Consider the following 26641-nt stretch of genomic DNA (forward strand, 5'->3'; position numbering starts at 1 on the left):
GGCGAGAGAGTTCCGACGCTTCGGGACGACCGCGGCCCCAAAGAGATGCCTTTGGCACAATCCCCGAATGCAATTACAACTGGGGTTTTCCAATGCAAGGAGATCGCCACGCCCCAAAAATGAGGGCTCGCGATGACGATAATCACATCTTAAAGTCATTGCGAGTGAAACGAACAACGAGAGTGCAGCGCGGCAATCTTCACTTCATAATTCGTAATTCGTTGTTCGCTATTCATCATTCCTCTCCATAAATAAGGAATCCCCTCATATTTATTGATATCGGACCAGGCTACATTACTTGGATAACATCTAATAAAACCATTCAAGTATGAGTACTAATCAAGTGATATCTGCGAGTTTGAGAGTTTTTTCTGTTCTTTTGGTTCTGTCTGTGGCTGCCGTTTTTATATCGTCATCTCCGGCCGGGACCTCCAGTGAGGGTGAAGATGGATTCGCCCGGCTTTTTAATGATGATAATTTTGATAACTGGTACACCTTTTTCCCGGAGTATGGAAAGAATAACGATCCCGACAACGTCTTCTCCATCAATGAGGGAGTGATTCACGTTACCGGCCAGCATTTCGGATACCTGGCTACCGAGGAGATCTATGACAATTACCATCTAAAACTTGAGTTCAAGTGGGGTGAACAAAAATGGGAGCCAAGACTGGACCTGAAACGGGATAGCGGTATCTGTTTTCATATTGCAGAGGATGTGCCCGACAGCGTGTGGCCCAAAAGCATTGAGTGCCAGATACAGGAAGGCGATGTTGGTGATTTTTGGCTGATCGGCGGAACGACCATTTCGGTGGACGGAGAACGCAATGAACCGGGTGATTTTATGCGTTTCCAAAAGAAAAGAGATCTCGAACGCCCCAACGGGGACTGGAATACGGTAGAGGTGATAACCTATGACGGCGCGGTTACCTATCTCGTAAATGGCGTGGTCGTCAATCACGGAGAAAAAGCCAGCGTAAAACAAGGACGAATTTTGCTGCAATCCGAAGGCGCGGAGATTTACTTTCGGAATGTGGAGATCAAAGAATTTGAATAGCGAATATCTAACAAGGATTTCTGAATGATGAACGGTTATTGCGAGGAGATCGCCACGCCCAAAAAAGCAGGGCTCGCGATGACAAATATTGCATTTTTAATGTCATTGCGAGCGGATCGAACGGAGTGAGTGTAGCGTGGCAATCCCCAAACGTTTTTTTCCGCTAACGAGACATTCATTTTTCCCTCGAAACTCCACTGGTTCATCCTTCCATTTCACCAAAGGTGCACCAAGGATGATACAAGCCTGCTCCGAGCGAGAGGGAGGAGAAGAATAGCGAATATCGAGTGAAGAACTCAGAATGTAGAAGGGTCATTACGAGCGGAGTAATCTGCACATATTTTTATCTTTGCCTGTCGGTCAGTTGATCTATTATGGCAGGTAGTTACAGTTTTATGGATCCGTTATTAGGATTTAACTTTGTCTGATTTGCAATAAGAAGAAAGATGTTAATTATTTTCATTGCAAATAAATAAGATTTTTTTTCTCTTTTAGTAGTTGGCTTAAATCCAAATTCATCAATTTATATGGGACATGAATACAGAAGCATTGCGATTGAGAAGTTAGGTCTAGATTTTTTAAACCCTCGTTATGAAGAGGCAGAAAACCAAAGAGACGCCCTTCAAAAAATGCTATCAAATCAAAAAAAGAAACTTGTTAATTTAGCTGAAAGCATTATTGAAAATGGGCTTAACCCATCTGATATACCTATAATTATAAATGGAAAAGGTGATGGTTATACAGTTCTTGAAGGAAATAGGAGGATAACGGCATTAATTCTCTTATCACAGCCACAAATAGTTGATTTGATTAGTGATAGTAGCTTAAAAAAGTCTTTTAAAAAGCTGCACAACTTGTTTCTTGATAATCCAATTAAAGAAGTGCAGTGTGTTTTCTTCGAGAAACGAGATGAGGCAAACATCTGGATAGATCAGAAGCATTCGGGAGAACAAGATGGCGTTGGTATTGTTAAATGGGGTGCAAAAGAAAAAGCCAGATTTCAAGAAAGAAGTGGAAAAATTGATGCAAGATTATACGCAATTGAGTTAGTAAAACATTTTGGAAATCTAAATGATGAAGAGAAAAGTAAAATTAATAATATAGCTATTACTACTCTCTCCAGAATTTTATCTGATAGTTCTATAAAAGAAAATATTGGAGTGGGTATTATTGGTGATAAACTAGTGGCTCGAACTGGAATTGAAAATTTTATTCTACCATTAAAAAAAATTGTACTCGACTTAGCGGAAAGAAAAATTAATGTAACAGATGTCTATTATTCAGGGGATCGAGAAGGCTATTTACACACTTTTAATAAAGAAATTCTTCCTGATAGAATTGATTTGAAAAGTAATTTCGAAGAAGTTTCAATTGAAATTGCCAAAGAAGACGTGGAAGAGGATTCTGATATATTTGACGAAGAACAAGAGACAGAAGATCCTCAAAAAAGGTGGAACTTAATTCCTAAAGCTTTGGAATGGCACATAAGTAATAAAAGAGCACAACAGATATTTATTGAGCTTAAAAAATTGAATTTGAAGGCTTATAAAAATTCTATATCAGTAACTTTAAGAGTGTTTCTTGAGATAAGCATGGACCACTTTATAGATGAAAATAAAATGCTAACTGTTTATAAGAATGAGAAGTTTAAAAATAAAGTCCATAAAATTGCTGATTATATGGAGGAAGAAAAAATGTTAAATAAAGATCAGCTTAAGGCGGCGCGAAATGCAGCTAGTAGTCAGCATCATTTATTTTCTGTTGACACTTTTCATAACTATGTTCATAATCGTTATCTAATTCCTTCTCCTGATGAACTTGTTATAACGTGGGACAATATGGAGTTATTTGTTAAGAAGTTGTGGGGCATCAAATGAGGTTTTTGTCACCATTAAGATATCCGGGGGGGAAAGGTAAGTTGGCCCCCTTTTTTCATGAACTAATACAGACTAACAAACTACATGATTACGAATATGCTGAAGTCTATGCTGGTGGAGCTGGCATAGCACTTGATCTTTTAACTAATAAATTTGTTTCGGCTATACATCTCAATGATTTGAGCTATCCAATATTTAGTTTTTGGTACTCTATTTTAAACCATACAGATGGATTTTGTAACAGAATAGAAAACATTCCTCTCACAGTCGAAGAGTGGTTCAATCAAAAAAATATACTGCATAATACTGAATCAAATGAAATATTTGATGTAGGATTTGCTGCATTTTATTTAAATCGCACTAATAGATCTGGGATTTTAAATGGTGGCTTGATTGGGGGAAAATCACAAAGTGGTAAATGGAAGATGGATGCAAGATTTAATAGGGAGAATCTAGTAAAAAGAATAAAGCTTATTCAACTTTTTAAATCGAGGATTAATTTATACAACCTTGATGCTAAACAATTTCTGAGTGAATCGATAAATGAATTATCAGATGAGATGTTGATTTATTTGGATCCCCCCTACTACGAAAAAGGCAACGAGTTATATGAAAATCATTATCATCATGATGATCATAATGACATTGCAAATATAATTGGCACCATTGATAACAAAAATTGGATTGTGTCCTATGATAACACAAAACCAATTCGAAAAATTTATCAAAATTATGATAGACTAATGTATAATCTAAATTATAGTGCTCAAAAAAAGTACCTGGGCTCAGAGATAATAATTCTTGACCCAGATTTAGAGTATCCATCAGTAGGAGAAATTGACATTATAAAAAATCCGCAAGTTGTAAATGCAAAGTTAATATTCTGAATTTTTTTCGTAGAAACCCCATCTCCAGCTAACAAATAATTCCCTGAAATAGTCCTTTTTTCCTGCGATATTAAAGGACGTGCTGAGGTTCAAGCTATTCTGAGTACGTTTAAATTACCTATCACAGCTAATTAATCTAACTATTGCACTATGCGCTATCATAAACTTTGTCTGTTACTAACGGCCTGTATGTTTGCGTTAACATCATCAACACTGTTTGCCCAGAACTGGGAGCCTGCAGGAGATAAAATTAAAACCGAATGGGGCGAGAATCTCGATCCCGAAAATGTGTGGGATGCCTATCCGCGACCTGTCATGGAGCGGGAAGAGTGGATGAATCTCAACGGATTGTGGGATTATGCAATTCGTCCGGCGAATCAGTCCGCCCCCGATAATTTTGACGGCGAAATACTGGTGCCGTTTGCGGTGGAATCGAGTTTGTCCGGAGTGATGGAGCGTCTCGGCAAAGAGAACGAACTTTGGTACGAGCGGGAGATTGAAATTCCGTCGGACTGGGACGATAAGAATATCATCCTGCATTTCGGTGCGGTAGACTGGAAAGCGGATGTTTGGCTGAACGACGTCAAAATCGGTTCGCACACCGGTGGGTATGCACCGTTTTCGTTTGACATCACTCCATACTTGGAAGATGGATCGCAGAAACTGGTTGTAAAAGTTTGGGATCCTACCAGCGAGGGAGGTCAGCCGCGTGGGAAGCAAGTGGTCAATCCCGAAGGCATTTGGTACACCCCGGTTTCCGGAATTTGGCAGACCGTTTGGCTGGAACCGGTTAGCGATGTTTACATCAAGGATTTCAAGCAAACGCCTGATATCGACAAAGGAATCGTCACCTTCAGCGTAGATGCCAAGAATGCGGAGGACGGCGATGTGTACGAAGTGATCGTTCGCGATGAAGGAGAGGTTGTAGCCCGGCAAAAAGCGGGTATGGGCCAGTCGCTCGATATCCCGATTCCCGATGCGAAGTTGTGGTCGCCCGAATCGCCTTTTCTCTATCGAACGGAGGTAATCTTGCATCATTCCGGAGAAGAAACCGACCGGTTTGATAGCTATTTTGCCATGCGGAAAATTTCCATGAAACGGGATGAAAACGGGATGGTTCGGTTGCAGCTTAACAACGAGAATTATTTCCAGTACGGCACGCTGGACCAGGGTTGGTGGCCGGACGGGCTTTACACCGCGCCGAGTGATGAAGCGTTGCGATATGACATCGAAAAGACAAAAGAGTTTGGGTTTAACATGATCCGAAAACACGTAAAAGTAGAACCGGCACGGTGGTACATGCATGCCGATGAGCTGGGGATGCTGGTGTGGCAGGATATGCCGAACGGTGGTGGACAGCCGGACTGGCAAATGAGACAGTTTTATAAGGGTGATGATCTGACGCGCTCACCAGAAGAGGAAGCGATCTTCAAAAAAGAGTGGAAGGAGATTATCGACTATTTATATAACCAGCCTAGTATTGTGGTTTGGGTGCCGTTTAACGAGGGATGGGGGCAATTTCGCACGAAAGAGATCAGCGATTGGACGAAAAAACTGGATCCGTCACGTCTGGTGAATTCGGCATCGGGCGGAAACCATTTTCCCGGCGTGGGTGATATTCTGGATCTGCACAACTATCCGCCACCGGCGATGTATTTATATGATGGAATGAAAGCCAACGTGATGGGTGAGTATGGCGGTATCGGCTTGGTGATGCAAGACCATCTTTGGGATACCGAAAAACGGAATTGGGGATATGTTCAGTATCAGTCTGTTGAAGAAGTGACGGATGAATATGTGAATTTTGCCGAAATGCTCGTGGATTTTGTGAAAGCTGGATTTTCCGGGGCGATTTATACGCAAACAACCGACGTTGAAGGCGAAGTGAACGGCTTGATGACGTACGATCGAAAACGCGTGAAAGTGGATGCCGAACGGGTACGGGAAATCAACCAAAAGGTGATTGATGCGCTGGATTAGGAGAAAGGCTGATTTTTGACTGCTGAGGACAAGAGACAAAAGTCATTGCGAGCGAAACGAACAAAGTGAGTGCAGTGTAGCAATCTCCGGGTTTTATTCAATTTGGTTTCCAATCAACACCGTGAGATTGCTTCGCGTTGCTCGCAATGACATAGTATTTAAGCTTTGAACCTATTGCGTCATTGCGAGGGAGCCTGCGACCGCGGCCCCGAAGGGATGCCTTTGGCACAATCGCCGAACGTAATGAAGTACCTCCTAAAAGTGACATTAGGAGATCGCTTCACTTCGTTCGCGATGACCGTTCTGTGTCGTCATTTTCCTGTCATTACGAACGGATTGAACGGAGTGAAAGTAGTGCGGTAATCCCCAAATGTGATTACGACTGGATTAATCCGTATGGCAGGAGATCGCCACGCCCCAAAAAGCGGGGCTCGCGATGACGGTTAGTGCGAGTGAAGAGAGCAACGCGAACATAATGCGGCAATCACCAAATTTCTCTAAGGATTTGGATTTTCTGTAAGGATTTCAGCTTTTTCCGTTCATACAGATATGAACAAATCCTACTACATCTATATCCTTACGAATAAATATAACCGTGTTTTATATACAGGAGTTACCAACGATTTGGTTCGGAGAGTTCACGAGCATCGGTATTCAAAGAAAGGATTTACTGGGAAGTACAATGTCAGTAAACTGGTCTACTTTGAAGAGTTTACTTCTCCTGAACAGGCGATTCAAGGGGAAAAACAGATCAAGGCAGGATCTCGTGAGAAGAAAATTGAGTTGATTGAGGAGATGAATCCTGAGTGGGAGGATTTGTATGAAGATGTGGTTGGGTGGCATGAATAAGTTGTTGAAGCTTACTTGATAATTGTTGTCATGAGATTGCTTCGCGTTGCTCACAATGACAGTGTTTACGGTTTAATCCAATTACATCATTGCGAGCAGGAGTCGATAGCAATGACACAGTAATTTCCGAGCGTGATAAAGTCATTGCGAGTGAAACGAACAAAGTGAGTATAGCGCGGCAATCTCCGGGCATATTTTTAAATTGAGACTTTACCAACGAGAAGAGATCGCTTCACTTCGTTCGCGATGACGATAACAATGACGCATCAACCTTCTTCAAACATTCTGTTCTGGGGCCTTTTAAATCACTTCTCGCTATCCCGGAGCATATTCTTCAATCCGCCTTCAGAAGTCTCTTCAGGCCTTTTTGGACGGGGAGTCACTCGCTTTTTTCGCAAACGGTATTCTGGCTCTTCATCCTCATCATCCAGGTGCTCCAACTGGAGTTCCAGAATTTCATACATCAGCTTAGACCGGAATGCTTGAGCTTTATCCAGGTGCTTTTTCTTTACAGATAATTTCAGCCGGTTCTCTTCCAGCTGAAAGGGATTATCAAGATTGGGAATGCGATTGAAAACCAGCTCAACCCGTACGGAAAACCATTTCTCTTTAAGTTCAACCGAATCCAGAATGCGCAGCGGAATGTGGCACGATTTTACGCTGGAATCCAATAAGCCGAGAGTAGTGTCCTTTACTTTGTACTCTATTTCAAGGACATCCTTTGCCACCCGTAGAAGACCGCTGATTTCAGCGAGTCCCAAATAGATTTCTTTTTGTTTGAAGGGGAGGACGATGTTGGACATGAAGTGTATACATGATTAAAGCGTTATAAAAGGTAAGAGAAATGCAGGGTATTGCAAAGGGGGATGTAAGACCATGCAGGAGATCGCTTCACTTCGTTCGCGATGACAGGATTGACGTTGACTCGGTGTCATTGAGGGAGCTTGCGACCGCGGCCCCGAAGGGATGCCTTTGGCACAATCTCCAAATATGATTACGACTACATCAATACTTACGGAAGGAGATCGCGTCGCTCCGCTCGCGATGACGGTCTTACGTTTTTTCATATCCCAATCGTGATTATGTTTGCCACCTGAATGGAACAATTTCACTTTAGATCTCTTTAAATGAATACCGAATTCTTAGAATGATAATTACTAATCAAAGGAGACAGAATCACGGCAGATTCAACGAAACAGAGCGAAGAGGAGAAAAAAAAGAACAAGGGAAAGCAAGGCAAGGGAGCAAATATGAAAAACCCTGAGACTGACGAACATCAAGGGAAGAAAGGAGCCCATCATCGTAAATCTAAATATGCGAAAGGCTCCAAAAATTAAAACACAACCACTTTAAAGCAAAAAGCCGTGCTCTTTTTTGAGTGCGGCTTTTTTTATACTCAGTTTCTTCAAGCTTTATTCCAGTCCTACTTCTTACTGCGAAGCATCATTTCCTGGATCACTCTGTCGAGTGGGATTTCTTTTTCTACAAGAAGTACCAACATGTGGTAAATCAGGTCGGCGGTTTCACCAATTAATTCAGCATCTTTTTTATTTTTCGAAGCGATAATGGTTTCAACCGCCTCCTCACCCAGTTTTTGAGCAATTTTGTCGATGCCTTTTTTGAAGAGTTTTGTGGAATAAGATCCCTTTGGCTTATTGATTCGCCTGCTGATTAATAATCGTTCAAGATCGTATAGAAATTCGATTTCTTCTTTGGTAGCCATTATTAATGATTTTAATCGTTTAGTATTCGTACGCTGATTCCCTGCTGAGCCATATTTTGTTTTAGCAGTGCAATTTCAATTTCCCTGAAATGGAAAATACTGGCCGCAAGTACGGCATCTGCATTTCCAATCAAAACAGCATCGCAGCAGTGCTGGATGGTTCCTGCACCGCCACTGGCAATAACGGGAATCGATAAAATTTCATTGGTCTTTTGCAAAAGTTCAAGGTCGAAACCGGATTTGGTTCCGTCGCGGTCCATACTGGTCAACAAGATTTCTCCGGCGCCAAGCTCTTCGGTTTTTTTCATCCATTGCAGGGCATCCAGACCGGTGGGTTCAGAACCGCCTTTTACAAAAACTTCCCAGGTATTGCTTCCATCCGTTCGTTTCTTGGCATCCACAGCCGCAACAATGGCCTGGAATCCAAACTCATCAGAAGCCCTGGTTATCAAACCGGGATCTCGCACAATGGAACTGTTTAAGGATACTTTATCTGCACCGGCTTTTAAAATTTCCTCAATTTCTTCCACCGATTTAATACCGCCTCCAACTGTAAACGGAATGTTGATGTGAGAGGCAATATCTTTGACAAGTTTTACGAGGGTTTTTCGCTTTTCCTTTGTTGCAGTGATGTCAAGAAAAACCAGTTCATCGGCTCCTTCGGTGGTATATCTCTGGGCAAGTTCAACGGGATCGCCGGCATCCCGGAGCCCGACAAAATTTACCCCTTTAACGGTTCTTCCGTTTTTGATATCTAGGCACGGTATGATTCGTTTTGTCAACATTTTTAGAAGGAGTGAAGATAACGGATTATTTCATCGAAATGAATGAATTTTATGTTATGATTCGGTTTTGTGCCAAATGATTACAATGAGATTCAGGGAGAGCGGGTAAAAATTTCGGAACGTGTGATAACTTGTCTGGGTATACTGCAGTTCTTTGGTGTATTAAATATGAAATCCCTCAATAAAGAAAACAAGACAAGAACAATCAGCAACAGGAAAAATCCCCATGAATAGTGCTCCATTGTTTAAAATAATGCTGTTACCTCTTCTTTTGGTTCTCACTTTAACCACCTGTAAAAGTGATGTGGTGGGTCCCGGAAATGACGGCCCGAAAGGTGAATTGCCAAGAGATCTGACCGTCGTGGAAAAAGAGCTTATTGAAGCAGATCATTCCTTCAGTTACAAAATTTTCAGCAGGACGGTCGCCTATGATCAGAAAGAAGAAAATATTTTTATCTCGCCGTTAAGTATTTCTATGGCGCTGGCAATGACGCTAAACGGCGCGGAAGGACAGACTTTTGAGGACATGAGATCAACTCTCGAACTGAAAGGGATGGACCTGGAAGAAATCAACAGTTCATTCAAATCATTAATGGAATTACTGGTTTCGCTTGATCCAAGTGTTCAATTGAAAATTGCCAATTCTATTTGGTATCGCGAAGGATTTCCGGTTAACTCCGAATTTCAACAGAACATGGATGAATATTTCAGTGCCCAAATTCAGGGGCTCGATTTTAGCGATCCGGCTTCGGTGGATGTCATCAACAACTGGGTCAGTGAGAATACCGAAGAGTTGATCGAAAAGATTATTGATGAAATTCCGGGAGATGTGGTGATGTACCTCATAAATGCGCTCTATTTCAAAGGAGAATGGCTGCGCCAATTTGATCCGGATGAAACAACTCCGGCTGACTTCTATCTTGAAAACGGTGAAACCGTTGAGGTTGAAATGATGAACCAGCAAGGACGGTTTGCCACGTATCAAAATGAGGAAGTACAAATGATTGAGCTTCCATATGGCGACAGTCTCTTTACGATGACTATCCTGATGCCCGGCAATGATGAAACGCCGATTGACCAGTTTATTGAAGAACAGGTAACTGCGGAGAATCTTGATCAGTGGAGATCGAATCTTCATGTATCCGAATATCATCAAATTACGGTTGGGTTGCCCAGGTTTGAGATGGAGTACGAGATTACTTACAACGATGTCCTTAAGGCAATGGGAATGGAAATCGCATTTACCCCTGGAATGGCGGATTTTTCAGGTTTGATTGAGTCTGAATCAGCCGACTTGTGGATTGATGAAGTCAAGCACAAAACATTTATCAGGGTAGATGAAGAAGGAACCGAAGCTGCGGCCGTTACATCTGTTGCCATTGTTGAAACATCACTGCCACCATCCATGATTGTGAACCGGCCGTTTGTTTTCATTATTTATGAAAGAGAAAGCGGGGCAAATCTCTTTATGGGAAAAATAAAAAATCCGCCGTCACTGATGGATTAAAGTGCTTTTATGTATTTAAAGATGGGCTTATCCTTTATTTAAACCAAGTATAAACTGGTGTTTACCGTATCATCTTTCACGAAAAATTGCGTTTATAAGAGGGTAATGTTAAACAAAAAGGAGGGTTAAATTATGGACAAGCCAACATCATGCCCCAAATGTGGTGCATCAGCAGTTGACATCTGTCAAATTACTAATGAGAAAGATGACGACTGCGTACGCAGTTAAATCTCAATTATTTTATTAAAAAAGCCGTTCTGAATGAAGGACGGCTTTTTTTGTTTCGGAGAAAGTTCTAATCAATATGTAGTTCGGCTAATTGATCCAGGCTTATTTTTTTTTCATAATATGCCTTTCCTACCACAACTCCGTACACATCAATGTTTTGGAGATTTTTTAAATCATCGGTATTTGAAACTCCGCCAGAGGCAATCCAGTTCAAATTCGGAAAATCGGATTGAAGCTCTTCATACATGTTGATATTGGGCCCGCTCAGCATGCCGTCCCGTGAAATGTCTGTACTGAGCACTGTTTGAAGTCCGGCATCTATCATGGGTTGCAAGAAATCAGAAATAGATTGATCGGACGTTTCCAGCCAGCCGCCGTAGGCCATTTTCCCATCTTTCAGGTCGAGTCCCAGAATCATTTTTTCGGGATGATCGCTGACTGCACCGATCCACTCATCCGGCTTTTTAACGGCCATAGAAGAGCAAATCACACCACTTAATCCGGCATTCAATAATTGATCGATATCGCTTCTGGATCGGACACCGCCTCCCGTTTGGACAGACAATCCCAGTTCATTAATTATTTTTTTGATGATCGACAGGTTTTCAAACGTACCACTTTTCGCACCGTTCAGATCCACTACATGAATATGAGAAAATCCGGCATTTTTGAACTTGGCAGCCTCTTCAACCGGATTTTCGTTGTAGACGGATTTTTGAGCATAATCACCTTTTTGGAGGCGAACGACCTGTCCGTCGAGCAGATCAATGGCAGGGATAATTTTCATAGATGATAATTTTTTCTTTTGAAAATAAGAGTCATACGGATGAAAAGCAGGTGCAAAGTCATTGCCAGGAGCGCTAGTAATGACGTGGCAATCTTCGAATGAGATTACATGTAAGTTAATCAACGTTGGAGATCGCTTCACTTTGTTCGCGATGATTCTCCTGGATTAACCGTCTTTAACCATATCCAAAAAGTTCTGAAGCAGCAACGAGCCAACCTGTCCCGACTTTTCGGGGTGAAACTGAACGCCAAGAAAATTGCCTTTTTTCACCACGGCGGTAAAATCATGAATGTAATTGCACGTAGCAATGGTGTGTTCAGTAACCGGCGCATAATATCCATGGACATAGTAAACAAAATGCTTCTCATTGATTCCGGATAAAAGGGAGTGATTTTTTACGGATTCAAATTGATTCCATCCCATGTGCGGTACTTTTGCTTTGGATGCATCGAATTTTTTAAGCCGGCCGGGAATAATACCCAATGTTGTGGTGTTGCCCTCTTCAGATGATTCAAAAAAAAGCTGCATTCCCAAACAGATACCGAGCACCGGTTTTTTGGTATTTTTGAGCCATACATCCAAATCTTTAGAGCGAAGATCATCCATCGCAGCTGCAGCATGGCCTACGCCTGGAAATATGATGGCACTTGCATTCTCCAGTTCAGCCGTATTATCGGTGATGATGTAATCGGCATTTAAACGGTCCAGTGCATTCGAAACCGATGCTAAATTTCCTGCCTGGTATTTTATTATTCCAATCATTTTGTTGTGTGAGGAGACGAGCATGTGTCTGTCATTGCGAAGGAGCGGAAGCGACTGCGGCAATCTTCAAGTTGGATTGCATCGCTTTTCTGGCAATGACTGTAAACGTTAATTTTTGTCGTCTCACAGATTAAATCGTTCCTTTAGTTGTGGGTAAAATGCCGCGAATTCGTTCATTACGGCTTACAGCAAACCTCAGTGCTTTGGCAAATCCTTTGAAGATTGCTTCCACAATGTGATGCTCATTTTTTCCGTCAGCTTTAACATGGAGGGTAGCCCTGGCGTTCATGGCCAGCGAATAAAAAAAGTGTTCCAGCATTTCGGTTGGGAAGTCGCCGACGTACTCTCGCTTCAGTTCAACATTCCATTCAAGATATGGCCTGTCAGAAAGGTCAATACCAACGGTTGATTGCGCTTCATCCATCGGTAAAACAAAGCCATACCGCTGTATACCGGCTTTATCATCCGAAATAGCTTTCCTGATGGCCTGGCCAAGTGCGATGGCCGTATCTTCAATGGAGTGGTGTTCATCTATTTCGAGATCACCATCACATTTGATTTCCAGATCGATCAACCCGTGCCGGGCAATTTGGTTCAGCATGTGATCAAAGAAATTAAGTCCGGTCTTGATATTACTTTTCCCGGTGCCATCAAGATTCAGGGAAACCGAAATTTTCGTCTCTTTGGTGTCTCGCTGAATTACTGCTCGTCGGCTTGGAAAGAGAATTTTGCGGCTGAGTTCAGTCCAATCAGACGCTTCTTCAATCAATGTGTTCTCCGAAATAAATTGCAGAGATTCTTTTTGCTGAATAAAACCATCTGCATCCTTTTTCAAAAAATCACCCTGAGTGATTCCTTCATTCCGGATGAGTTCGCGTTGTTGTTCGGTGAGGGCATCTTCAGAAAAAGAGAAATCCATTTCATACTGTTGCAGATATTTTACTCCAAACAGAAGGCCAGGCAAAAGCAAATGTTCAGAATGGCTTTTCAAGGCAGATGATTCAATCCAGATTTTCATACAAGAACCTCCTTCAGTGTTTTCAGAAAGCGGATATTTTCGTCCGGCATACCGATGGTTACACGCAAACAATCTTCGCACAACGGCTCATTTCCGCGATAACGAACAATCACGCCGCGATCGGCCAGTTTCTGGTAGATCTCCTTCGCATTTTTGATTTTGAAAAGGAGAAAGTTCGCATCAGATGGATAGACTTTTTCAACCTCATCAGCATGACGTAACTGCTCGGCCACATATTCTTTTTCTTCAAGGATTTTTTCGATGTTGAATTTCATCAAATCCATATTATCAAATGCATCGAGTGCGGTTTGCGCGGTAAGTTTGTTCACATTATAAGGAGCCTTCACCTTCATCATATAACGGATGATTTCCGGATTTGAGATCGCAATTCCGAGCCGAATTCCGGCGAGTCCAAACGACTTCGAGAACGTTTGAAGTACCACAAGATTTGGATACTGCTGAACCAGTCCCGCCATCGATTCCTGTTTGCTGAAGTCGATATAAGCCTCATCCACAACCACAATTCCGGGAAATTGGGAAACGAGTTTGAGAAGATCCGTTCGTTTCATCTCATTCGCGGTGGGATTATTTGGCGAACACAAAAACAGAACTTTTGTCTGATCATCCACTTGCTCCAGAATCTTGCCAGTTTGGAGCTGGAGGGATTCAGTCAGAAGAACTTCCTTTACACCAAGATTATTGATGTTTGCAGATACTTTGTACATGCCGTATGTAGGCGGAGTGGTGATAATGGAATCCTGGCCAGGCTCACAAAAAATCCGCATGATCAGGTCAATTGCTTCATCACTTCCTACTCCGAGAAAAATGTTTTCAAAATCAACCTGTCTCCAGTCAGCAATTTTTTTACGAAGCTTATTGTGTGTTGGAGTTGGATACCGATGCAATTCAAGTTGATTTCGGACCGGCGCCCCCAGACTGTTTTCATTGGCATCCAAAAGAAGCCCCTTTTCAAAGTCGTCGCGGGCACTTCGGTACGGGTTTAAATTTCTGATGTTCGGACGAACGAGATTATCTATGTCGATGGTTTTAAGCATGTTTTGATTTTAATCCTTCAATTTTTTTAATCGCAAACTCACAGCTTTTTTATGGGCATCCAGGCCTTCCAATTCAGCCAATATTTCGACCGTGGGGCCAAGATCTTTCAAACCGGTTTTTGAGATTTTCTGCATGGTAATAAATTTCTGAAAACTGCTGAGTGATACTCCGCTGTACATTCGTGCATAGCCGTAAGTGGGTAATGTGTGATTCGTTCCGGAGGCGTAATCGCCCATACTTTCCGGTGTCCACGGGCCGATAAACACCGAACCGGCATTTGTTACTTTTTTAGCAAGTTTGTCTGCATCCCCGGTGTTGATGATTAAATGTTCCGGTGCGTACCGGTTTGAAAATTGAATCGCTTCGGCCGAATCATTAACCAGTAACATAAAACTGTTTTCGATGGCTTTGGATGCAAATTCCTTTCGTGGAAGTTGGTTGAGGAGCTTATTCAATTCATCTGATATGGCGGAAGTATCCGTTTCTTTTGTGGCTACCAAAATCGCCTGGCTGTCTGATCCGTGTTCGGCCTGGGATAGCAAATCAATAGCAACAAATTCAGGATCAGCCGTTTCATCGGCAATCACCAAAACTTCAGACGGACCGGCCGGCATATCGATGGAAACCATCGCTTCGCTGTTTTGGAGAATCATTTTGGCGGCAGTAACATACTGGTTGCCGGGCCCGAAAATTTTATCCACTTTCGGGATGGATTCTGTTCCAAATGCCATTCCTGCAATGGCTTGGGCACCACCGGCCTTTACAATTTTTGAGACGCCGGTTTTTTGAGCAACATACACAACCGATTCAGGAATTTTGCCATTTTTATCAGGAGGTGTGGCCAGGACAATGGTTTTGCATCCGGCTAGCATGGCCGGAACACAAAGCATCATAGCGGTTGACGGAAGTGGAGCAGTTCCGCCCGGGATATAAACCCCAACCCGTTCAATCGGTTTGGCTACGCGTTGACACACCACTCCGTTTTGAATTTCCACTTCGATATCATCCGAAATCTGTCGCTGATGAAACTTCGAAATATTATGCATTGCGCGATCCAGGGCCGCAGTAATTTCATCAGGCAAATGGATGGAAATGTCATTGGGATCTACAGCTAACGGATCGGGATCAACACCGTCAAATTTTTTCGAAAACTCCCGAATCGCCCGATCCCCCTTTCTTTCAACGTCATCCAGAATAGGCTGTACCTGACCAAAAACAGCACTAAAATCCATTTTTGGCCGCCGGCAAAGAATCCCGGTTTCAGATTCGGAAAGTTGGTTGTAAGTGTACGTTTTCATAAAGGTTCAGTATTAAGTATCGGGTAGAAAGTAATGAGTACATTGAATCCTGATACTCAATACTTCATGCTTACTAACTCATTAAGCGATCATACTTTCTATGGGTAACATCACAATTCCGGTGGCACCGGCTTCTTTCAGGCGTTCCATCACATCCCAGAATGTTGATAATGGAACAACCGTGTGGATTGCAACCATTCCGTTATCTGCAAGGGGCATAACAGTCGGGCTTTTGAGTGAAGGAATGATTTCCTTGATTTGCTCAACAGCTTCCTGTGGGGCATTCATCATAATATACCTGCTTTTGCCCGCTTTTTGATACCCTTCAATTCGTTGGATTATTTTTTCAATGAGCTGACTTTTTCCTTCTGAGAGAGGTTTTTTGGTTCTGATCAGTTGGGTTTCTGAATCAAAAATATTGATCAGTTCAATCAAGCCATTTGCTTTGAGCGTGTTACCGGTAGAAACCAAATCACAAATGGCATCGGCAATTTCCAGGCGGGGAGCAATTTCCACAGATCCTGAAAGAGTAATCACTTTTACGTCAATGTTTTTCTCTTCAAAATAACGTTTTGTGATACCGGGATAACTCGTGGCAATTTTTTTACCGGCAAAATCTTCCGGTTTTTTGATGTCTCCGTTTTTGGGAACAGCCAGAGAAAGCCGGCATACGCCATAATTCAATCCGTGTAAAATATCTACGTCTACCTGGTCTTCTTCCACAACATTGGCTCCCACAAAGCCAAGATCGCAAACGCCATCCTGAACATATTCCGGGATATCATCATCGCGAATTAGCAGGAGTTCTACGTCAAAATTGAGGCATTTGACAAGCAGACTTCGTTTGTAGTCGTCAAACTTTAGTCCAATTCCTTCCAACAAGTTTAACGTTTTATCGGTCAGTCGTCCGCTTTTTTGGACGGCAATTCGTAGTGAGGTAGTAGAATCGAGAGTTCTCATAGGTCAAAAAAAATCTATAAATACAGAATATTAAAATTTAAAAGGTGAAAAAATGCGGTGCGGAAGTGTGGAAAGAGTTTAATGCACAACATGTTCATGGCTACCATGATGATGGTGGCCCAAATGATGAGAGATATGGAGTTTGAATGTCATCACGAAAAGAAATTAGGCATTTCGTGAATAGAATTCCAACATAAAGTTGGTTTGATGAAGAATGAAAAAAACAGGCTGTTCAAAGCTTCTTGTTTTTAATCAATCAAAAAGTCGAACAGCCTGCATGAAGTATAAGTTATTATGGAGTATTATTCTCCTCCCAAAAATACGATTCCAACATTCGTTGTGTCGGACGGCATAACTTCCACATCAAAAAGCTCTTTTTTCTGGAAGCCGCCTTCTGACGGATCAATAGCTACCGTATACGATCCCGGCAACAGGCCAATCAGGCGAAAATCTCCATTCGTGTTGGCTTTGGTTCCCGCAAGGGTATCTTGTCCCGCAATTGCGTAGACCCAGGAAAGTGACTCCTCCGGCTCAATAGTACCTTCGATGGCTCCGGTTGTGGCGAGAGCAACTGTTCGTATCACAGGTTTCAGAATAAATTTACCGGAGTTTCCGGCTTCCACAATCGAGCGCGAGGCATCAAAATCGAGAAGAAGTGTGTAAACTTCTCCACCTTCAATTTCAGCATGAATATTGAGTTTTAAACCGGATTGTTGCGCACTTGGCGTATCCAGAGTATGCGATACGCCATCTTTAACGATTTCATTATCGCTGCCGAGAATCAATCTTATCTGGCTGTAAGTGCCATCTTCAAGTTCGGTTTCGCCCAGTACTTTCAGCTCGCCGTTTGTCAGATCGAGCAAGTTGACGCGCATGGGGTCTTGGTTGATGGTTATCCAGCCATCATCATCTTCGTCAATATCGTCGTTATCGTTCAGATGAATTCTTACCGCCTGGATGTCAATCCAAACGGCATCATAATCAGCCGGGGCGTCGGTTAAGAAGACGCGTAAAGTACCGTTGCCATCGTTTGAGTCTGTGTCGTTGGCAATATCACAGGATGTGAGCAAAAGTAATATTGTAAATAGAGTAATAACTAATCGTGAATACATGGGGTGTTCTCCTCTTTGTTTGTGTGATCTTGACTGCTTTTATTACAGCAAAGAGGGGATGTTCCCACTAATTGAAATGCAAAAAGTTTCTAGTCAGAACGGTTGATATGAAAATGCCGGTCCGCAAAATTCAGGAATTGTATCCAGTCATACAGCTTTAAGTCGTGCTCTCCGTTGCGAATATGATAGGCCGCATAAGGATTGTCGGTCGGATTATTTATGGGAGGCATCCGATCATAAAGTGGAACGGACAGGCCATATATTTTTTTCCAGACTTCAGATGCGTGAAGCAGCGAAAGGTACATTCCTCGCGGATCAGCCCAAAGATCTTCTTCGGCTGCCGTAATATAAACTCCCCGTGGCGCTATGGTGGAAATCAGCATGTGCTGGTCGAAAGGCAATGCGTCTTCTTTGTCATTAAATTTCTCAAAATTTGGGGTGAACCAATATGGAAAACCATTATTGATGATTTTGACAGTTTCCCCGAATCTCCGTTTGGAAAGAGCCGCTCCAACTGCTCCTGATTCATTTGCTACGACAATCGCCCAACGTTCATCATTTGCTCCGGCCCACAGCGCAGCTTTTCCGCCTCGCGAATGCCCCACAAGTATTGATTTATTCTGATCAATATCATCGTCCGTTTCTAAATAATCCATCACCCGCATGGCGCCCCACGCCCACGCCGAAAGTGCCTGCGTTCCATTTGGCCGGTCAATTTGTTCGGGGTAGAGTGTGCTGAGAATATCTTCGGTATAAGTCTCGGGATCGTCATCGGCCACATCTTCCACATCAAAAACAGCGGCTGCATATCCTCTTTCGATGAGGGTTTCCGCCGGCCAGAAATCCTGTTTTATTTGCCTCGTAATATCCATATTGTCAGGTCCGCGATGGTTCAAAAGAAGAGTTACAGGTACCGGTTTTTGTATTTTATTGGAGATGAGAAGATTGAGCCGGATCGGTAATGAGTTGCCATTTCGGGTCACAATAATATCAATCTCTTTTGCAGTACCATTTCCATCAATCGCATTTGAGTTTTCACGGATAGTTCTGAATTCAATCGAATCAAAAGACCGGGGAAGCTCACCATAAACATGCTCCGCAAACATGTCTATGATTTCAGGACGCCGTATATATTTCCATTCATTTATCGATTCAACGGGAAGTCCATCTGCTGTTTTCAGGATTGCGGGAAGCGAGTAATTGGGAATGTTGGCTTCATCATAGTTGACATCCTCCTGGGCAATTGCAATTTGATTGGACAAGAGAAAAAGAATGAAAAGAACGAAGTAGCGTTTTAATCTTTCAAGCATCGGGTGGGAAAGCTGGTTATGGTCAATGGATAACATTTATTCCAGTTCAATTTAACATTCGCCGCAAGAAGTGCAAGCCTGGGAAATTCAGAAAAAAGATGGCGGGAAAATTTATGTTTTGTTTTCGGAACGTACTATTTTAGGCTGGAAAAAAGAGAATAATCTCTGAAAATTTTTGGCTAATAATGATTCAAAAGAACGAAAAGAAGGTATGACAACAATTGCCCAAATAACCTACATCCCACTCTATACCGACCACCCAAAAGAGAAAGTTCAAGATCTTATAGAATTTGTTGCTCAACATGATGTGGAGGTTGATATCAATTACCTGTCTACAAGCGTAAAGGGAGAGCCTGATGTGATTTTTGAACTCATCCGGGATATTTATGAAACCATGACACTTGAAAAAGAAGTATTCAGGCTTCATGTGGAGCTATTGAGCCCAACGGAACTGGATCCTGCGGAAGAGTTGGAATCTGATGATGAGGAGTGAGTTGGAGAACCTGTCTTCGCGAATGGAGTGAAACGATCTCTTCCATCGATAGGATAGGTTCAACTCATAATTTGGTGATTGCCATGTCGTTGCTCTGCATCTCCATATAAAGAGAATTCAAAAAATAACATTTCGCTGTACGAACCGTTTCGAATTTGTATATTAAAGGCTTGCTTAAATTTTGGATTTGGCTGCTATTTGAATGAAAAATATTCGGAACTTTTGCATCATCGCTCACATTGACCACGGAAAGTCTACACTGGCCGACAGGCTGCTGGAACGCACCGGTACGATTAGTGAACGAGAGATGCAGGAACAAATTCTGGACGACATGGACCTGGAGCGTGAGCGTGGAATCACGATTAAAAGCCATGCCATCCGGATGGATTACAACCGCCCCAATGGTGAGGTTGTCACCTTTAACCTGATCGACACTCCCGGTCACGTAGACTTTGCTTATGAGGTATCCCGTGCGTTAAAAGCGTGTGAAGGAGCACTGCTCGTAGTGGACGCCGCTCAGGGGATTGAAGCACAAACCATTTCCAATTTATACCAGGCCATTGACCAGGAACTGGAGATCATTCCGGTTCTCAATAAAATTGATTTGCCCGGCGCTGACCCCGATAACGTAGGCCAGCAAATTGTGGATCTGATTGGCGGCACCAAAGAAGAGATTTTAAAAGTATCGGGAAAAACCGGCGATGGAGTGGAGGAACTTCTGGAAGCAATCGTGGAACGAATTCCCGGCCCCAAGCAAGAAGTTGACAAACCTCTCAAAGCCCTTATTTTTGACTCCATTTTTAATACCTATCGGGGATCGGTTTGCTATGTTAGGGTGATGGAAGGTGTTCTCCATAAAGGCGACGGAATAACCTTTATGGCTACGAAGAAAGAGTACGACGCCGAAGAGGTCGGGTATCTGAAGCTAAAGAAAGAGAAAACCGACAAACTGGAAGCCGGCGAAGTGGGCTATGTGATTGGAAGCGTAAAATCCCTTCAGGATGCCAAGGTTGGGGATACCATCACGCATCAAAAAAATAAAGCGGAGAGTCCAATTCCCGGTTATAAGGAAGTGAAACCGATGGTTTTTAGCGGGATTTTTCCAACCAACTCCGAAGATTTTGAAGACTTGCGAGGTGCGCTGGAAAAACTGCAATTGAATGACGCCTCCCTTTCCTATCAACCCGAAACGTCGAAGGCTCTTGGGTTTGGATTCAGGGCCGGCTTTTTGGGTCTCCTTCATATGGAAATTATCCAGGAACGGCTCGATCGGGAGTTTGATATGGATATTATCACTACGGTTCCCAACGTGCGGTACGAAATAGATCTTGAAAGTGGGAAGCGTATTCCGGTTGACAATCCCAGTGATATGCCGGATGCCGGGAAAGTGGATAAAGTTTGGGAGCCGTACATTAAAGCAAGCATTTTAACCCCGGCGGATTATATTGGGCCGATTATGTCGCTTTGCCAGGAACGGCGGGGAAATTATGTGAACCAACACTTTATGCAAAACAACCGCGTTGAAATAACCTATGAACTGCCGATGGCTGAAGTGGTTTTTGATTTTTATGATCGGTTGAAAAGCGGAACGCGAGGTTATGCATCACTTGATTATGAATTTTTAGAATACCGAAAAGGCGATCTGGTACGTTTGGATATTTTACTGAACGGAGAACAGGTGGATGCACTTTCCAGCATTACCCATCGGGACAAGGCCTATTACCAGGGACGCAAAATTTGTGCGAAACTGAAGGAACTTATCCCACGTCAACAGTTTGAAGTAGCAGTACAGGCTGCCATTGGATCGAGGGTGATTGCCCGCGATACGATTCGTGCCCTGAAGAAAGATGTTACCGCCAAGTGTTATGGCGGAGATATTTCCCGAAAACGCAAGCTGATTGAGAAGCAGAAAGAAGGAAAGAAACGCATGAAGCAGGTTGGTACAGTAGAAATTCCGCAGGAGGCGTTCCTGGCTGTCCTGTCTATGGACGATGAGGATTAACACTCAAAAAAACAGATGAAAGTATTGTATGGCACGTAAGTTATATTTAGCGACATTTTTTTTACTCTTATCATTTTCAACGGCTTTTGCCCAGTTTGAAGAACCTGAAATTGTAAAGGTTGAACCGGCCGACAGGGAAAGATTCCAGGATCGCTTTGAGAGTATCAAATGGACAGGCCAGGGGCTTTATAATCCCACAACGATTGATCGTATCCCCACTATTGAATTAAGATCACGCCTTCAGGCAGTTTTTGGTGATCCCACGCAAACCATCGAAGATCTTATCAACAACCGGAATTTCCGTCCGGGAAAAGCCATCCAGTTCGAATATTGGTTTGTGGTTGATGAAGAAATGCCTTTAATGATTTTGGACCTTGATGGTCCTTTTGAAAACGGCCTTGTTTATGTAGGCGCCAGCCGTTTTATTGATTTAATGCCGCAAGTAAAACGTACGTTAAACCGGCTTTTGATGGGTGAGGAAGGGAACCTTCAGGAATTCCAGGATTATTTCTACTCACCGGAGCGACAACAGTGGTATCTTGTACAGTACAAAGATGGTGAGTTCACTCAAAATACCATCGACCGTCCAACATTTAACTAACCAGTTTTTTTACTTTGAAAAAGAAGAATAGTTCATCGGGTACACGTTCAGCCAGGTCGGAACGAAGAAAATCAGAAGAAACGAAAGCGAAACACTGGGCAAAGGAATGGCTGGATGCATTGGTTTGGGCCGCTATAGCCGCAATTATTCTCCGAACATTCTTTTTTGGCGCCTACCGAATTCCCACCCCAAGTATGGAAAAAACCCTTCTGACGGGTGATTTTCTGATTGTGAGCAAGCTTGCCTACGGCCCGCGCACCCCAATGACTCTTTCCATTCCATTTACGGACATTTACATGCCGGGAGTTAACTTGCCGTGGACACGCATTCCCGGTTATACCGATATCAAACGAAATGATATCGTGGTTTTTAATTATCCGATTGATGTAGCGCCGATTTCCGTTAAGACCAATTATATAAAACGGGCTGTCGGAATACCTGGAGACACGCTTCGGCTGGACAATAAAGTACTCTATGTAAACGGGGAAGAAGAGCAGAGTTTTGATACGTTTATGTTCAATCACCGCGTAGATGTTCGGGATCGCATTCGTCTCAGTCCCACAAAAATCCGTGAAGCCGGTGCTTCGCTGGTTCAAAGTGGAGATGGATATCACATCATTAATATGACGGAACAAACAGCCGGGGAAATGCAGGGATGGCCGGAAATTGAGAGTGTTCAAAAATTTGCATTGCCGGATGAATACGATGGTTTCAGCCGCCGCGGATTCAATTTTTCCAACGGGTTTGCCAATCACGACAACATGAAGGAATTCGTGGTTCCAAAAGCGGGAATGGAAGTCACACTTACGGCTGAAAATTTTCATATTTATGAAGATATCCTGCTCCGGTACGAGCGAAATATGGTAGAAAGAAACGGCTCCCAGTTTATGATCAACGGTGTAGAAACCAACACGTATACCATTCAGCAGGATTATTACTTTATGATGGGAGACAATCGCGACGACAGTGAAGACAGCCGCTTTTGGGGATTTGTACCGGAAGATCATGTGATTGGAAAGGCCGGTATCATCTACTTCTCATGGGATAGCGAAAACTGGCTGCCGCGTTTCAGCAGAATTTTTGATGTGATTCATTCCTGAGGAACCGATGGCTGAGAAAAAACGCTGCCGATGGGTTGAGGGTCAATTCGACGAATATATTAAATACCACGATGAAGAGTGGGGAGAACCGGTTCATGACGACCGTACTCACTTTGAGTTTTTAATCCTTGAGGGTGCGCAGGCCGGGTTAAGCTGGTCAACTATTTTAAAAAGAAGAGAAGGCTACCGCCAATCCTTTGCCAACTTTGACCCCGAAAAAGTCGCCAAATTTGATGAAGCGAAAATCCAGGAACTGCTTCAATTCGAAGGAATTATTCGCAACAAACTGAAAGTCCGGTCTGCCGTAACCAACGCTCAGAAGTTTCTTGAAATTCAGGAAGAATTTGGCAGCTTTGATAACTATATCTGGCAATTTGTGGGCGGCAAGCCCATCGTCAATCGCTGGACAGAAATGAGCAAAATTCCGGCAACCACAAAAGAATCCGATGCTTTAAGCAAAGACCTCAAAAAACGAGGATTCAAATTTGTGGGAAGCACCATAATGTACGCCTACATGCAGGCTTGCGGACTGGTAAACGATCACTCGGTTGATTGTTTTCGATATAAAGAGTTGGTTAAATAACCTATTCACTCCACGGCGGCACAACTCCATTCACCCGGGCATAAGCGATGGATTGCCCCACGTGTTCGCTCATATGTATGATTAGCTGCATCAAGACAGCCTGGCCATTTACTGTTCGTCCATATAGTTCTGCTGGCTCCTGAAGGTTTGCTTCCGGCATTGCTTCAATCTGCGTTTTTACGTGTTCAATAGAGCGTTTCAGTATTTCCACAACCTCTTCTTTGCCGGTAGTAGATTCAATATTATCAACATCCACATCACTAGGGGCAGAGATGCCAAGCGACTGTTCAGGGTAATAGAAATTATAGCGTGCGATGTGGGTAAAAACTTCCTCCACTGAATAGACTCCCTCCTCCGGCCGCCACGAAAACGTTTCTGCAGGCATTGCTTCCGCCAGGGATAACACCCGTGAGGCACGTTCAAAATGCTGAGTGAACTGGCTTTTGAAATTATTGCCTGATTCCTGGGCCTGTACGGATGGAACAGACAATATTAATATCAGGAATAAGGATAAAAGTTTGCTGGATAAGTTTTTCATAACCACATGTTTAAGTTTGAGTTCGTTTGATTTTAAAGTTAAATATTGGGGCACCAAAAAAAGGATTTAATTTGTCTGCTCTGCATCATATTCATTCTCTACAAATTCAATGCGGCTGGCAATTTCCTCCCATTTATGCATGTGTTCAATCAAATCGGTTTTGATGGATTCGTATTCAAGGGAGATTTTTTTTACTTCATCGGAATCATCATAAAAACCAGGGTCTGCCATTAATTCTTCGATTTCGGCTTTGCGCAGCTCCATCCCTTCAACTTCCTTCTCAATTTTTTCGAGCCTCTGTTTAAGAGGTTTAAGCTTTTTGGAAAGTGCATTTCTTCGTTCGGCTTCAATTCTCCGTTCTTCTTTTCGGCTCAGTGATTTTGTATCTGAATTGTCTTTCCGGGCTTCGAGACTTGCCGCTTCATCCAGTGATTTTTTCTCGAGGTAATAACTTACATCGCCAAGCCAGGTTTTTACATAGCCGGGCTGAATTTCAAGCGTTTTGTTAACAATGGGATCAAGAAAATCGCGGTCGTGAGAAACAATCATCAGTGTGCCCTCAAACTGATCAAGCGCCTGCTGAAGAATATTTTTTGATCGCATATCGAGATGGTTGGTCGGCTCGTCAAAAATCAGGAAATTGCCGGAGTTTAGCAGCATTTTGGCCAAGGCAAGCCGGCTTTTTTCCCCGCCAGACAGCACGCCAACCTTTTTGAAAACGTCATCTCCTTCAAAAAGAAAACAACCCAGAATGGTTCGTAATCTGGTTTCCGACTCTCTGGAACCTGCCAGTTTCATTTCGTCAAGCGCGGAGTTTTTAGGATTCAATTCTTCGGCCTGGTGCTGTGCAAAATATCCCGGGGTAACATTATACCCGAGTTCTCTCTTTCCTGATGTAATCGGTTCAAAACCGGCCAGAATTCGAATCAGGGTTGACTTTCCCGCACCATTTGGTCCCACAACAGCAATTTTATCGCCGCGCTCCACTTCATAATCAAGACCGTTAAAGACCACATTGTCGCCATATTTCTTTACAATATCCGCGAGTTTGATCACCACTTGGCCGGATCGCTCGGGAGGAGGAAACTGGAAGGTGATTTCAGACTGCTCTTCCTCCAGCTCAATCTTTTCCATTTTTTCAAGCTGCTTGATTCGGCTTTGAACCTGTTTGGCCTTTGTAGCTTTGTACCGAAACCGGTCGATGAATTCTTGGGTTTGCTTGATCTCTTTCTGCTGGTTCTCGTATCGTTTTTTCAGCAGTTCAAGCTCTTCTTCATATTTTCGGGTGTAAAAGGAATAATTCCCGGCATAATCCTGCAGGCCCCCAAACTGGAATGCGAGTGTTCGGTTGGTAACGCTGTTCAGAAATGCCTTGTCGTGAGAAACAAGAATCACAGCACCATCATAATTATTCAGAAAGTTCTCAATCCACTGAAGCGATTCAATATCGAGGTGATTGGTCGGCTCATCCAGCAAGAGATAGGTAGGCCGTTTGAGCAGAAGTTTGGCAAGTGCAATCCGCATCAGCCAGCCGCCGCTAAACTCGGTTGTTGGGCGGGAAAAATCTTTTTCATCAAACCCAAGGCCTTTTAAAATACGCTCAATGTCGGCTCCAAGCGAATAAGCACCTGCATTTTCAAGTTTATGCTGAATGACCCCAAATTCTTCAAGCGCCTGGCTGTGTTCGTCAGAATCCACAGAAAGAGAATCCAGTTTTTGCTGAAGCTCTACATGCCGGTCTCTCAAGGCCAGTATTTCTTCAAACACCTGCTCTACTTCTCCAAAGACGGTGAGAGACGGATCCGGCTCCACGCCATCCTGCGGCAGATATCCAACCGTATCGGCATTGCCCATTTTCACTTTGCCGCCATCGGGATTCATTTCACCCGTAATGATTTTCAGTAGGGTTGATTTTCCCGCACCGTTTGGACCAACGAGGCCAATCCGCTCACCTCTGTTGATGGTTGCGGAAAGATTCTCAAACAAAGTGCGTTCGCCAAAATGTAATGTTAAGCTGTCAAGTTGAAGCATAGGGCATATAAACGATTCTTCAATAAAAAAGGGTGTGCAAAAATAAGAATCAATTCGGAAGGGAAATAGATAAAACCAAAATCATTTTTCATTTCCTGGT

24 protein-coding genes are annotated in these 26641 nt (G+C 43.1%); 11 read left to right on the forward strand and 13 right to left on the reverse strand.

Features of this window, described 5'->3' with window-relative positions; genetic code table 11:
• Positions 1–328: 328 nt before the first annotated feature.
• From L0B18_RS06040 to L0B18_RS06060, 5 genes are all read left to right on the forward strand, one after another.
• Positions 329–1054 (forward strand): 3-keto-disaccharide hydrolase, encoded by a 726-nt coding sequence (locus L0B18_RS06040; protein ID WP_234570077.1) that lies wholly within the window; start codon positions 329–331, stop codon positions 1052–1054.
• Between the two features lie 527 nt (positions 1055–1581).
• On the forward strand, positions 1582–2931 hold the full coding sequence (locus L0B18_RS06045; protein ID WP_234570079.1) for a ParB/Srx family N-terminal domain-containing protein: 1350 nt from the start codon (positions 1582–1584) through the stop codon (positions 2929–2931).
• The gene (locus tag L0B18_RS06050) at positions 2928–3818 is read left to right on the forward strand and encodes a DNA adenine methylase (protein WP_370647503.1); all 891 of its coding nucleotides are present in this window, start codon (positions 2928–2930) and stop codon (positions 3816–3818) included. Before L0B18_RS06045 ends, L0B18_RS06050 begins: the two co-directional genes overlap by 4 nt.
• Positions 3819–3968: 150 nt before the next feature.
• Positions 3969–5798 (forward strand): glycoside hydrolase family 2 protein, encoded by a 1830-nt coding sequence (locus tag L0B18_RS06055; RefSeq protein ID WP_234570083.1) that lies wholly within the window; start codon positions 3969–3971, stop codon positions 5796–5798.
• 549 nt (positions 5799–6347) lie between these two features.
• On the forward strand, positions 6348–6647 hold the full coding sequence (locus L0B18_RS06060) for a GIY-YIG nuclease family protein (protein WP_234570093.1): 300 nt from the start codon (positions 6348–6350) through the stop codon (positions 6645–6647).
• Between the two features lie 305 nt (positions 6648–6952).
• Here L0B18_RS06060 and L0B18_RS06065 read toward each other — a convergent pair whose 3' ends face one another.
• The 3 genes from L0B18_RS06065 to hisF all read right to left on the reverse strand — a co-directional run bounded on the left by L0B18_RS06065 (position 6953) and on the right by hisF (position 9155).
• On the reverse strand, positions 6953–7450 hold the full coding sequence (locus tag L0B18_RS06065; protein WP_234570095.1) for a hypothetical protein: 498 nt from the start codon (positions 7448–7450) through the stop codon (positions 6953–6955).
• A 620-nt stretch (positions 7451–8070) separates the two neighbouring features.
• On the reverse strand, positions 8071–8370 hold the full coding sequence (gene hisE / locus L0B18_RS06070; protein ID WP_234570096.1) for a phosphoribosyl-ATP diphosphatase: 300 nt from the start codon (positions 8368–8370) through the stop codon (positions 8071–8073).
• 11 nt (positions 8371–8381) lie between these two features.
• Positions 8382–9155, reverse strand: a complete 774-nt coding sequence (hisF, locus tag L0B18_RS06075; RefSeq protein WP_234570114.1) for an imidazole glycerol phosphate synthase subunit HisF — start codon at positions 9153–9155, stop codon at positions 8382–8384.
• A 226-nt stretch (positions 9156–9381) separates the two neighbouring features.
• Here hisF and L0B18_RS06080 point away from each other — a divergent pair, with 226 nt between their 5' ends.
• Positions 9382–10662: a serpin family protein gene (locus tag L0B18_RS06080; protein ID WP_234570116.1), complete on the forward strand. Its 1281-nt coding sequence runs from the start codon at positions 9382–9384 to the stop codon at positions 10660–10662.
• Positions 10663–10957: 295 nt separating this feature from the next.
• On the opposite strand, the gene hisA is transcribed toward L0B18_RS06080, so the two are convergent.
• The 8 genes from hisA to L0B18_RS06120 all read right to left on the reverse strand — a co-directional run bounded on the left by hisA (position 10958) and on the right by L0B18_RS06120 (position 19229).
• Positions 10958–11677, reverse strand: a complete 720-nt coding sequence (gene hisA / locus L0B18_RS06085) for a 1-(5-phosphoribosyl)-5-[(5-phosphoribosylamino)methylideneamino]imidazole-4-carboxamide isomerase (protein WP_234570119.1) — start codon at positions 11675–11677, stop codon at positions 10958–10960.
• Positions 11678–11842: 165 nt separating this feature from the next.
• Positions 11843–12463, reverse strand: a complete 621-nt coding sequence (gene hisH, locus L0B18_RS06090) for an imidazole glycerol phosphate synthase subunit HisH (RefSeq protein ID WP_234570120.1) — start codon at positions 12461–12463, stop codon at positions 11843–11845.
• 106 nt (positions 12464–12569) lie between these two features.
• Positions 12570–13457 carry an imidazoleglycerol-phosphate dehydratase HisB gene (gene hisB, locus L0B18_RS06095; RefSeq protein WP_234570122.1) on the reverse strand — a complete coding sequence of 296 codons (888 nt, stop codon included), beginning with the start codon at positions 13455–13457 and terminating at the stop codon, positions 12570–12572.
• The gene (gene hisC / locus L0B18_RS06100; protein WP_234570169.1) at positions 13454–14512 is read right to left on the reverse strand and encodes a histidinol-phosphate transaminase; all 1059 of its coding nucleotides are present in this window, start codon (positions 14510–14512) and stop codon (positions 13454–13456) included. Before hisC ends, hisB begins: the two co-directional genes overlap by 4 nt.
• Before the next feature lie 9 nt (positions 14513–14521).
• Positions 14522–15811, reverse strand: coding sequence for a histidinol dehydrogenase (gene hisD, locus L0B18_RS06105; protein WP_234570171.1), 1290 nt, complete (start codon positions 15809–15811; stop codon positions 14522–14524).
• Between the two features lie 81 nt (positions 15812–15892).
• Positions 15893–16771 (reverse strand): ATP phosphoribosyltransferase, encoded by an 879-nt coding sequence (hisG, locus tag L0B18_RS06110; RefSeq protein ID WP_234570182.1) that lies wholly within the window; start codon positions 16769–16771, stop codon positions 15893–15895.
• A 302-nt stretch (positions 16772–17073) separates the two neighbouring features.
• On the reverse strand, positions 17074–17883 hold the full coding sequence (locus tag L0B18_RS06115; RefSeq protein ID WP_234570184.1) for a DUF4382 domain-containing protein: 810 nt from the start codon (positions 17881–17883) through the stop codon (positions 17074–17076).
• A gap of 89 nt (positions 17884–17972) precedes the next feature.
• On the reverse strand, positions 17973–19229 hold the full coding sequence (locus tag L0B18_RS06120; protein WP_234570193.1) for a glucuronyl esterase domain-containing protein: 1257 nt from the start codon (positions 19227–19229) through the stop codon (positions 17973–17975).
• A gap of 139 nt (positions 19230–19368) precedes the next feature.
• Between L0B18_RS06120 and L0B18_RS06125 the strand changes: the two genes are divergently transcribed.
• From L0B18_RS06125 to L0B18_RS06145, 5 genes are all read left to right on the forward strand, one after another.
• Positions 19369–19686 carry a thiamine-binding protein gene (locus tag L0B18_RS06125; protein ID WP_234570203.1) on the forward strand — a complete coding sequence of 106 codons (318 nt, stop codon included), beginning with the start codon at positions 19369–19371 and terminating at the stop codon, positions 19684–19686.
• A gap of 202 nt (positions 19687–19888) precedes the next feature.
• Positions 19889–21688 carry a translation elongation factor 4 gene (gene lepA / locus L0B18_RS06130; RefSeq protein ID WP_234570213.1) on the forward strand — a complete coding sequence of 600 codons (1800 nt, stop codon included), beginning with the start codon at positions 19889–19891 and terminating at the stop codon, positions 21686–21688.
• 28 nt (positions 21689–21716) lie between these two features.
• Positions 21717–22289, forward strand: a complete 573-nt coding sequence (locus L0B18_RS06135) for a hypothetical protein (RefSeq protein ID WP_234570223.1) — start codon at positions 21717–21719, stop codon at positions 22287–22289.
• 14 nt (positions 22290–22303) lie between these two features.
• On the forward strand, positions 22304–23389 hold the full coding sequence (lepB, locus tag L0B18_RS06140; RefSeq protein WP_234570232.1) for a signal peptidase I: 1086 nt from the start codon (positions 22304–22306) through the stop codon (positions 23387–23389).
• A gap of 7 nt (positions 23390–23396) precedes the next feature.
• The gene (locus L0B18_RS06145) at positions 23397–23972 is read left to right on the forward strand and encodes a DNA-3-methyladenine glycosylase I (protein ID WP_234570233.1); all 576 of its coding nucleotides are present in this window, start codon (positions 23397–23399) and stop codon (positions 23970–23972) included.
• 1 nt (position 23973) lies between these two features.
• On the opposite strand, the gene L0B18_RS06150 is transcribed toward L0B18_RS06145, so the two are convergent.
• Positions 23974–24510, reverse strand: a complete 537-nt coding sequence (locus tag L0B18_RS06150) for a DinB family protein (protein ID WP_234570235.1) — start codon at positions 24508–24510, stop codon at positions 23974–23976.
• A 66-nt stretch (positions 24511–24576) separates the two neighbouring features.
• Positions 24577–26541, reverse strand: coding sequence for an ABC-F family ATP-binding cassette domain-containing protein (locus L0B18_RS06155; protein ID WP_234570244.1), 1965 nt, complete (start codon positions 26539–26541; stop codon positions 24577–24579).
• Positions 26542–26641 lie beyond the last annotated feature (100 nt).

Origin of the sequence: Rhodohalobacter sp. 614A (genome assembly GCF_021462415.1) — a bacterium.
Classification (GTDB): domain Bacteria; phylum Bacteroidota; class Rhodothermia; order Balneolales; family Balneolaceae; genus Rhodohalobacter.

What these genes read in the sequence shown, in the direction of transcription:
- hisF (WP_234570114.1), bottom strand. Translation starts at nt 9,155, where the DNA reads ATGTTGACAAAACGAATCATACCGTGCCTAGATATCAAAAACGGAAGA.
- L0B18_RS06060 (WP_234570093.1), top strand. Translation starts at nt 6,348, where the DNA reads ATGAACAAATCCTACTACATCTATATCCTTACGAATAAATATAACCGT.
- L0B18_RS06040 (WP_234570077.1), top strand. Translation starts at nt 329, where the DNA reads ATGAGTACTAATCAAGTGATATCTGCGAGTTTGAGAGTTTTTTCTGTT.
- L0B18_RS06065 (WP_234570095.1), bottom strand. Translation starts at nt 7,450, where the DNA reads ATGTCCAACATCGTCCTCCCCTTCAAACAAAAAGAAATCTATTTGGGA.
- hisE (WP_234570096.1), bottom strand. Translation starts at nt 8,370, where the DNA reads ATGGCTACCAAAGAAGAAATCGAATTTCTATACGATCTTGAACGATTA.
- hisB (WP_234570122.1), bottom strand. Translation starts at nt 13,457, where the DNA reads ATGAAAATCTGGATTGAATCATCTGCCTTGAAAAGCCATTCTGAACAT.
- hisC (WP_234570169.1), bottom strand. Translation starts at nt 14,512, where the DNA reads ATGCTTAAAACCATCGACATAGATAATCTCGTTCGTCCGAACATCAGA.
- L0B18_RS06115 (WP_234570184.1), bottom strand. Translation starts at nt 17,883, where the DNA reads ATGTATTCACGATTAGTTATTACTCTATTTACAATATTACTTTTGCTC.
- lepA (WP_234570213.1), top strand. Translation starts at nt 19,889, where the DNA reads ATGAAAAATATTCGGAACTTTTGCATCATCGCTCACATTGACCACGGA.
- L0B18_RS06120 (WP_234570193.1), bottom strand. Translation starts at nt 19,229, where the DNA reads ATGTTATCCATTGACCATAACCAGCTTTCCCACCCGATGCTTGAAAGA.
- L0B18_RS06045 (WP_234570079.1), top strand. Translation starts at nt 1,582, where the DNA reads ATGGGACATGAATACAGAAGCATTGCGATTGAGAAGTTAGGTCTAGAT.
- hisA (WP_234570119.1), bottom strand. Translation starts at nt 11,677, where the DNA reads ATGAAAATTATCCCTGCCATTGATCTGCTCGACGGACAGGTCGTTCGC.
- L0B18_RS06135 (WP_234570223.1), top strand. Translation starts at nt 21,717, where the DNA reads ATGGCACGTAAGTTATATTTAGCGACATTTTTTTTACTCTTATCATTT.
- hisH (WP_234570120.1), bottom strand. Translation starts at nt 12,463, where the DNA reads ATGCTCGTCTCCTCACACAACAAAATGATTGGAATAATAAAATACCAG.
- hisD (WP_234570171.1), bottom strand. Translation starts at nt 15,811, where the DNA reads ATGAAAACGTACACTTACAACCAACTTTCCGAATCTGAAACCGGGATT.
- L0B18_RS06055 (WP_234570083.1), top strand. Translation starts at nt 3,969, where the DNA reads ATGCGCTATCATAAACTTTGTCTGTTACTAACGGCCTGTATGTTTGCG.
- L0B18_RS06155 (WP_234570244.1), bottom strand. Translation starts at nt 26,541, where the DNA reads ATGCTTCAACTTGACAGCTTAACATTACATTTTGGCGAACGCACTTTG.
- L0B18_RS06150 (WP_234570235.1), bottom strand. Translation starts at nt 24,510, where the DNA reads ATGAAAAACTTATCCAGCAAACTTTTATCCTTATTCCTGATATTAATA.
- L0B18_RS06080 (WP_234570116.1), top strand. Translation starts at nt 9,382, where the DNA reads ATGAATAGTGCTCCATTGTTTAAAATAATGCTGTTACCTCTTCTTTTG.
- L0B18_RS06050 (WP_370647503.1), top strand. Translation starts at nt 2,928, where the DNA reads ATGAGGTTTTTGTCACCATTAAGATATCCGGGGGGGAAAGGTAAGTTG.
- L0B18_RS06145 (WP_234570233.1), top strand. Translation starts at nt 23,397, where the DNA reads ATGGCTGAGAAAAAACGCTGCCGATGGGTTGAGGGTCAATTCGACGAA.
- hisG (WP_234570182.1), bottom strand. Translation starts at nt 16,771, where the DNA reads ATGAGAACTCTCGATTCTACTACCTCACTACGAATTGCCGTCCAAAAA.